General features: G+C 68.7%; 9 protein-coding genes. 5 read left to right on the plus strand and 4 right to left on the minus strand.

Features of this window, described 5'->3' with window-relative positions; translation table 11 throughout:
* The first annotated feature begins 90 nt into the window (after positions 1 to 90).
* From ACYP5B_RS53440 to ACYP5B_RS53460, 5 genes are read left to right on the plus strand one after another with little or no spacing between them, the layout of a single operon-like run.
* Complete coding sequence (locus ACYP5B_RS53440; protein ID WP_400102247.1) at positions 91 to 1,215, plus strand: AI-2E family transporter; 1,125 nt, start codon at positions 91 to 93, stop codon at positions 1,213 to 1,215.
* Positions 1,212 to 1,880, plus strand: a complete 669-nt coding sequence (locus ACYP5B_RS53445) for a paraquat-inducible protein A (RefSeq protein WP_459575625.1) — start codon at positions 1,212 to 1,214, stop codon at positions 1,878 to 1,880. The genes ACYP5B_RS53440 and ACYP5B_RS53445 overlap by 4 nt, the downstream gene beginning before the upstream one ends.
* Positions 1,877 to 2,611 carry a paraquat-inducible protein A gene (locus ACYP5B_RS53450; protein WP_459575626.1) on the plus strand — a complete coding sequence of 245 codons (735 nt, stop codon included), beginning with the start codon at positions 1,877 to 1,879 and terminating at the stop codon, positions 2,609 to 2,611. Before ACYP5B_RS53445 ends, ACYP5B_RS53450 begins: the two co-directional genes overlap by 4 nt.
* Complete coding sequence (locus ACYP5B_RS53455) at positions 2,604 to 4,241, plus strand: PqiB family protein (protein WP_400102244.1); 1,638 nt, start codon at positions 2,604 to 2,606, stop codon at positions 4,239 to 4,241. Before ACYP5B_RS53450 ends, ACYP5B_RS53455 begins: the two co-directional genes overlap by 8 nt.
* Positions 4,241 to 4,888 carry a PqiC family protein gene (locus tag ACYP5B_RS53460; protein ID WP_400102243.1) on the plus strand — a complete coding sequence of 216 codons (648 nt, stop codon included), beginning with the start codon at positions 4,241 to 4,243 and terminating at the stop codon, positions 4,886 to 4,888. The genes ACYP5B_RS53455 and ACYP5B_RS53460 overlap by 1 nt, the downstream gene beginning before the upstream one ends.
* A gap of 36 nt (positions 4,889 to 4,924) precedes the next feature.
* Here ACYP5B_RS53460 and ACYP5B_RS53465 read toward each other — a convergent pair whose 3' ends face one another.
* The 4 genes from ACYP5B_RS53465 to ACYP5B_RS53480 all read right to left on the minus strand — a co-directional run.
* Complete coding sequence (locus ACYP5B_RS53465; protein WP_459575627.1) at positions 4,925 to 5,473, minus strand: nucleoside 2-deoxyribosyltransferase; 549 nt, start codon at positions 5,471 to 5,473, stop codon at positions 4,925 to 4,927.
* Positions 5,474 to 5,621: 148 nt separating this feature from the next.
* Positions 5,622 to 5,816, minus strand: coding sequence for a DUF1059 domain-containing protein (locus tag ACYP5B_RS53470; RefSeq protein WP_267606607.1), 195 nt, complete (start codon positions 5,814 to 5,816; stop codon positions 5,622 to 5,624).
* 99 nt (positions 5,817 to 5,915) lie between these two features.
* Complete coding sequence (locus ACYP5B_RS53475; protein WP_400102241.1) at positions 5,916 to 6,857, minus strand: 2-hydroxyacid dehydrogenase; 942 nt, start codon at positions 6,855 to 6,857, stop codon at positions 5,916 to 5,918.
* An 89-nt stretch (positions 6,858 to 6,946) separates the two neighbouring features.
* Positions 6,947 to 7,166 (minus strand): substrate-binding domain-containing protein (locus tag ACYP5B_RS53480; protein WP_459575629.1); only part of this gene is annotated, 220 nt, incomplete at its 5' end.

A 7,166-nucleotide genomic window follows, 5' to 3' on the forward strand; every position in this document is an offset into this window, starting at 1 on the left:
ATCCACGAAGGAGAGCGGGCACAGGGGCGACGCTTCGCGTCGCGCGCTATCCCTCACCGGCCGGAAGGCCGATGTTTCCCGCGCGAACTGATGAATTCCGGCCAACTGATTGAAAAACTCGCCGCCATCTTTGCACTGATCGTGCTGATCGGCGGCTCACTGCTGGTGCTCGCGCCCTTTACCACCGCGCTGTTGTGGGGCGCCATCCTCGCCTTCAGCTCGTGGTACCCCTATACGGTGCTGTCGCGCTGGATGGGCAACCGGCGCAGCCTGGCGGCCCTGATCTGCGTGCTGCTGGCCGCGGTCATCGTGCTCGGTCCCTTTGTCTATGCCGGCGCCAGCGTCTCCGCGCACATCGACGAGCTGTCCGGCCTGGTCGACCAGTTCTTCGATCACGGCGCGCCCGCGCTGCCCGCATGGCTGACCGGCCTGCCCTATGTGGGCGACTACCTGCAAAGCTCCTGGGACAAGGTGATCCATGCCGACTCGGAGATGGTCGCCAACCTGCGCAAGCTGATTGCGCCCGTGGGCCATGTGGTGCTGGGCGCCGGGCTGTCGATCGGCGCGGGGCTGGGCCAGCTGGCGCTGTCGATCGTGCTGGCATTCTTCTTCTACACCGGCGGCGAGTTCGCGGTGGCGTGGCTGCGCGCCGGCATGCGCCGCATTGCCGGCGAGCGCGCCGACCACCTGCTGGCGCTGGCCGGCAATACGGTCAAGGGCGTGGTCTACGGCGTGCTGGGCACGGCGTTCGTGCAGGCCCTGCTGGCCGGCATCGGCTTCTGGATCGCCGGGGTGCCCGGCGCCGCCATCCTCGGCTTCATTACCTTCTTCCTGTCCGTGATCCCGGTCGGGCCGCCGCTGGTGTGGATTCCCGCCGCGCTCTGGCTGTACCACACCGGCTCGCTGGGCTGGGCCATCTTCATGGTGGTGTGGGGCGTGGGCGTGGTCAGCATGGCCGACAACGTCATCAAGCCGCTCCTGATCAGCAAGGGCACCGACATGCCACTGATCTGGGTGATGCTGGGCGTGTTTGGCGGCGCGCTGGCCTTCGGTTTCCTCGGCGTCTTCATCGGCCCGACGCTGCTGGCAGTGGCCTACGCGCTGCTGCGCGACTGGACCATCGGCTCGGAGCACCTGGCCGACCCGCCGCCCGCGCTGGCGCAAGGCAAGCCCATCACCACCGCCGAGGACGTGGCGGGTTCCGGCAAGGCATGAGCGAAGCCAGCCGTCCCGAACCGCAACCGTTGGCGCCGCCCGCGCCCACCCAGGCCGAGCTGGCCCGGCTGGTGGCCTGCGAGTACTGCGATGCGGTCTACCAGCGCGCCGAACTGGAGCCGGGCGAGCGCGCGCTGTGCCTGCGCTGCGGCGGCCAGCTCTACCGCGATAGCGCGCGGGCCTATGCCCGGCTGCTGCCGCTGGCGATTGCCGCGCTGATCCTGTTCATGGTGTCCAACGCCTATCCCATCGTCGAGATGGATCTCAAGGGCGTGCGCACCCAAACCACGCTGTGGGGCGCGGTGCAGGCGCTCTACGCGGACAACATGGCACTGGTGGCCGTGATCGTGTTCGCCACCACCATCCTGTTTCCCTTGTCCGAGATGCTGATGATGCTTTACCTGCTGGTGCCGATGGCGCGCCGCCGGATGCCGCCGGGCTTCGAGCGCATCGTGCGCGGCATCCGGCAAACCCGGCCGTGGGGCATGATCGAAGTCTTCATGATTGGCGTGCTGGTCACGCTGGTAAAGCTCTCCACCATGGCGCAGGTGTTGCCGGGCGTGGCGCTGTGGTCGTTCGCCGCGCTGGTGATCGTGCTGGCCGCGATGCTGTCGTTCGATCCGCGCGATCTCTGGCAGCATCTGGACGAGGAGCCGCCCCGATGAGCGCCCCACCCCCCCAGCTCCCGGTGGGCGCCGCCGCGCTGGCGCGCTCGCGCCGCCTTGCCGCCGAGGTGGTGGCGGAGCTGACCGACGACGACGAAACCAAGCCGCTGCCACAGGTGCCCACCGCCACTTCGATGGGCCTGGTGTCCTGCCACGCCTGCGATGCGCTCAGCCCGCGCACGATGGAAGGCGAGCCCTGCCCGCGCTGCGGCGCCACGCTGCATCACCGCAAGCCGAACAGCCTCACCCGCACCTGGGCGTTCCTGCTGTCCGCCCTCATCCTCTATCTTCCCGCCAACCTGCTGCCGGTGATGGTGACGCAGTCCATCCTGGGCACGCAGCGCGACACCATCTTCTCCGGCGTGGTCTACCTGTGGCTGTCGGGCTCCAACCTGCTGGCCATCGTGGTGCTGATCGCCAGCATCGTGGTGCCGCTGCTGAAGATGATCATCCTCACGCTGCTGCTGCTGTCCGTGCACTTCCGCTCGCGCTGGCGGATTCGCCAGCAGACCAAGCTGTACGGGCTGGTGGAACTCATCGGCCGCTGGTCGATGCTGGATATTTTCGTGGTGGCGCTGCTGGCTTCGCTGGTGCGGGCCGGGGCGCTCGCCACCATCATCCCGGGCGCCGGCGCCATGGCGTTCGGCTCCGTGGTGGTGCTCACCATGCTGGCTTCACTCAGTTTCGACCCGCGCCTGCTGTGGGATTCGATGGATACAAACGATGCCTGACCTTGACCCGTCTCCTCCCTCTCCTTCCTCGCCGTCGCAGCCACCGGCGCCCGAGCGCCGCCGCCGGGCGCGCTGGCTGCCCTCGCTGGTCTGGCTGATCCCGATCGTGGCGGCGGTGGTTGGCCTGTCGCTGCTGATCCACACGCTCACCGAGCGCGGCCCCCAGATCACGGTCACGTTCCGCACCGCCGAGGGCCTCGTCCCGGGCAAGACGCCGGTACGCTACAAGGACGTGGACATCGGCCTGGTCAAGTCCGTGCGGCTCGCCGGCGACCGCTCGCACGTGATCGCCAGGATCGACCTGACCCAGGATGCAGCGAGCTTCTCCGCCAAGGACACGCGCTTCTGGGTGGTGCGCCCGCGCTTTGCCACCAGTGGCATCTCTGGGCTGGAAACGCTGCTGTCCGGCGCCTATATCGGCGTTGACGCCGGCAAGTCGGAGGAGCGCGTGCGCGACTTCACCGGCCTCGAAGTGCCGCCCGCCGTCACCACCGACGCCTCCGGCAAGCAGTTCGTGCTGCGCGCCACCGATCTCGGCTCGCTCGACATCGGCTCGCCGGTCTACTACCGCCGCGTGCAGGTCGGCCAGGTGGTGGCTTACCAGCTGGAGCCCAACGGGCGCGACCTGTCGCTGCGCGTGTTCATCAACAAGCCCTACGACCAGCTGGTCACGGCCGACTCGCGCTTCTGGCATGCCAGCGGCGTGGACATCAAGCTCGATGCCGGCGGCTTCAAGCTCAACACCCAATCGCTGGTGACGGTCCTGCTGGGCGGCGTGGCCTTCCAGGCCCCGGACGACTCCAAGGCAACGGATGCCGCCAACGAGAACACCCAGTTCCTGCTGGCCAGCGACCAGACCGAGGCGATGAAGGAGCCAGAAGAGCTCGCGCCTTCGCTCGCCGTGCTGAACTTCGACCAGTCCGTGCGCGGCCTGTCACCCGGCGCGCCCGTGGATTTCCGCGGCGTGATCGTGGGCCAGGTGCGCTCGATCGGCATCGAATACCAGAGTGAGAAGAAGGCCTTCCGCCTGCCAGTGGTGGTGGAACTGTATCCCTCGCGCATGGGCTTTCGCGCGCGCGACATGGAGGACATCAACCGCGCCCGCAATATCGTCCAGACGTTGATCAAGCGCGGCATGCGCGCGCAGTTGCGCACCGGCAACCTGCTGACCGGCCAGCTCTATGTGGCGCTGGATTTCTTCCCCAAGGCGCCGCCGGCCAGCGTCAACCCGGATGGCCCCATGCCTGAGCTGCCCACCACGCCGGGCGCGTTCGACGAGCTGCAGGCCAAGCTGGGCGATATCGTCAACAAGATCGACAAGGTGCCGTTCGACCAGATCGGCCAGGACCTGCGCACGTCGATGGCCACGCTCAACACCATGATGGCCAGCGCCGACAAGCTGGTCGCCCAGCTCAACGGCGACGTGGCGCCGCAAGTGCTGGCCGCGCTGCAGGACGCGCGCAAGACGCTGAATTCCGCCAACGGCACGCTCGCCTCGGATGCGCCGCTGCAACAAGACACGCGCCGCATGATGCAGGAGCTGACGCGCACCGCGGTGTCGCTGCGCACGCTGACCGAATACCTGGAACGCCACCCCGAAGCCCTGGTGCGCGGCAAGCCGGAGAAATGATGATGACCCGCATAGAGATGACCCGCCACCGCCTGTTGCTGCCCCTCTCGCTCGCCGCCGCGCTGCTGGCGGGCTGCGCCTCGCCCGATCCGCGCTACTACACGCTGGCGCAGGGTCCCGCTACCGCTACCAGCCCTGAAGGACAGGCCGCTGCGCCGGCGCGGGCGCCGCAGGCACAGCCGGTGTGGATCGAGGTTGCGCCGGTGCGGGTGCCTGAACGCCTCAACCGGCCACAGCTTGTGGTGCGTGACGGGAAGGATGGCAACGAGCTAAGGCTGCTGGACCTGTCGCGCTGGTCCGCGCCGCTGCCGGATGAGCTGCGCGACGCGCTGTCGCAGCAACTGCAGGCCAGGCTGGGTGCGGTCGATACCTACCAGCAAGGCTTGTCGGAAGTGGAGCCTGTGTTTCGCATCACCACCGAAGTGGTGCGGCTGGATGCGGACGTGGGCCAGCGCGCCGGCGCCGTCATCAACTGGACCGTGCGCCGCCTGCCCGACGGCAAGGTCAAGGCCGGCCGCACGCAGGCCGAGTTGCCCGCGCCAGGCGCGGTGGACGGTGTAGTGGCGGCTTACCGCCAGATCGTGGCTAGCACCGCGGACGATATCGCGGCCGGCGTGGAAACACTGCGCCGAGGCACGGTGAAGTAGCGGCGCGGCGGGACGCAGGTCCCGCCCGCGCCAGCATCAATCCTCCGCCGGCACCCACGCGACCCGGCAACTGCGCCGGCGCTCCGCCTCGGCCATGGCCGCCAGGCATGCCTCGGCATCTCCCGCCACCAGCTTGGCCGAGCAGGCCAGCATCAGGTTCTTGCCCAGGCCGAAATCTTCCACCACGAAGCCGCGCGCATCGAGCCGCTCGCCCTTGCCGTGCGTTGCATCGGTGGCAACGGCCACGCGGTCCAGCAACGTGCCGCGGTCGCCGCTGTGGCCCCATACCGGCTTTTGCAGCGCAATCGCGAACCCCACCTCGAACGCCGTGCCGGAGTCCGGCTCGCCCGGGCCGCGGAAATCGTCGAGGTTGGCCATCACCATGTCGGCGCGGCGCAGCAGGTTGATGTTCGCTTCGTAGATCCAGCGCGCGGTATCGGGGCCGGAAAGGCCCGCCGGGGCGGCTTTGTCGAGGGGGTAGAGGCCGAGGAAGCCGTAATGGGCGCAGCGGGCCTTGAGGGTCTCGCCATAGGCGATGGCGTCTTTGCGGAATACGTCGAAGCCGGCAAGGTAGATGGTTTTCATTGAGCGTGGGCGGGATGGCGGACGTTGATGCTGCTGAGCATAGCGCATGTGTTTGAAGCGTTTGCGACAGCTTCAAACCCAACGTCAGACCTGAACCGCAGCCCACCGCCCCTCGCCGGGCGGCGGCCTGCGTTCGTGCCCCCGGGCCTCACGCGGGCGGCGAGACATCCTTGAATGCGCTCTTGAGCATCTGCCGCAGTTCGGGGCCATCCTGGTGCTGGTGCACCTGCACCGCATGCTGGACCGCGACTTCGAGCAGTTCGTCTTCCGTGTCGGCGCTCAATGCCACCGTGCACTTGGACTGGCTCGGAAACTCGCGGCAATCGATATATTTGCGTCCCATCATTGCCTCCTGACGCGTGAGGTGAGATGGCGCCGCCAGGGCAGCGGGCGCCTGATCCAGTATAGGACCGGCGCGGTACGCGAGGGGCCGGCCAGCGCGTCAAAGTACCGGCGTGATCACCTTGCCCGTGCCGAGGAACGCATCGAGGTTGTCGAACACCAGGCCGGCCATGGCGGCGCGGGTTTCATGCGTGCCGCTGGCCACATGCGGGGCCAGCACGACGTTGTCCTGCGCGAACAGCGCCTCAGGCACTTCCGGCTCGGCGCGGAACACGTCCAGCCCGGCACCGCCCAGGCGGCCGTCGCGCAAGGCCGCCACCAGCGCGTCTTCGTCCACCACGCTGCCGCGCGACACATTGACCAGGATGCCCTTGGGGCCCAGCGCCGCGATGATCTCGGCGGACACCAGCCCTTCGGTCTCGGGGCCGCCCACGCAAGTGACAGCCAGGAAATCCGCCCAGCCGGCCAGCGCCTTCAGGTCCGGCTCGTGGCGCCACGGCGCGCCGTCGCGCGCTCGGCGGTTGTGGTACGCGATGTCCATGCCGAAGCCGGTGGCGCGCTGCGCCACTTTCTCGCCGATGCGGCCCAGGCCGAGGATGCCGAGCTTCTTGCCGGAGACGCGGGTGGTCAGCGGGAAGTTGTCCTTGCCCCACTTGCCGGCGCGCACGAAGCGGTCGCCATGGGCGATGCCGCGGGCGGCGTCGAGCAGCAGGCCGAAGGCGAGGTCGGCCACGCAATCGTTGAGCACGTCGGGCGTGTTGCTGACCTGGATGCCGCGTGCGCGGGCCGCGTCCAGCGCGATCGAGTCATAGCCCACGCCAAAGCTCACGATGGCTTCGAGCTTCGGCATGGCCGCGATCGCCTCGGCGGTGATGCCGTGGCGCGCCGACGTCACCACCACGCGCGCCTGCTGCGCGTGCTCGCGCAGCCACGCCAGCGGCTCGGCCTGCTCCCACAGCGGCACGGCCTGGTACTGCTCGCGCAGGCGGGAATTGATCTGCGGCGCGAGGGGGCCGATCTGGATAAGCGTGGCTTGGGACATGGGTGCGAGGCGAGGGAAAAGGTTGCGGCGTTGGATGGTAGCGCGATCATAGCGCGTCCTGCGCCGCGCCGCAGCGCAGGACGCTCGACTCAGGCGCTGTCGCGCTGGATGACCTCGAACCCCAGGTCGATGATGCGCTCCCCCACCTCGCGCCCGTCGATGCGCGCCAGCAGGCATTCGGCGGCGGTGCGGCCGATGGCCGGGCCGTCGATGCGCACGGTCGAGAGCGACGGGTAAGTGTGCGCGGCAAAGTTGAGGTCGCCAAAGCCCATCACCGCGAGCTGCTCCGGCACCTTCAGCCCGCGCGCG

Source organism: Cupriavidus sp. 8B (assembly GCF_054589115.1).

Excerpts from the sequence above, each read along its gene's own strand:
- ACYP5B_RS53440 (WP_400102247.1), top strand. The coding sequence starts at position 91 with ATGAATTCCGGCCAACTGATTGAAAAACTCGCCGCCATCTTTGCACTG.
- ACYP5B_RS53460 (WP_400102243.1), top strand. The coding sequence starts at position 4,241 with ATGATGACCCGCATAGAGATGACCCGCCACCGCCTGTTGCTGCCCCTC.
- ACYP5B_RS53465 (WP_459575627.1), bottom strand. The coding sequence starts at position 5,473 with ATGAAAACCATCTACCTTGCCGGCTTCGACGTATTCCGCAAAGACGCC.
- ACYP5B_RS53450 (WP_459575626.1), top strand. The coding sequence starts at position 1,877 with ATGAGCGCCCCACCCCCCCAGCTCCCGGTGGGCGCCGCCGCGCTGGCG.
- ACYP5B_RS53475 (WP_400102241.1), bottom strand. The coding sequence starts at position 6,857 with ATGTCCCAAGCCACGCTTATCCAGATCGGCCCCCTCGCGCCGCAGATC.
- ACYP5B_RS53470 (WP_267606607.1), bottom strand. The coding sequence starts at position 5,816 with ATGGGACGCAAATATATCGATTGCCGCGAGTTTCCGAGCCAGTCCAAG.
- ACYP5B_RS53445 (WP_459575625.1), top strand. The coding sequence starts at position 1,212 with ATGAGCGAAGCCAGCCGTCCCGAACCGCAACCGTTGGCGCCGCCCGCG.
- ACYP5B_RS53455 (WP_400102244.1), top strand. The coding sequence starts at position 2,604 with ATGCCTGACCTTGACCCGTCTCCTCCCTCTCCTTCCTCGCCGTCGCAG.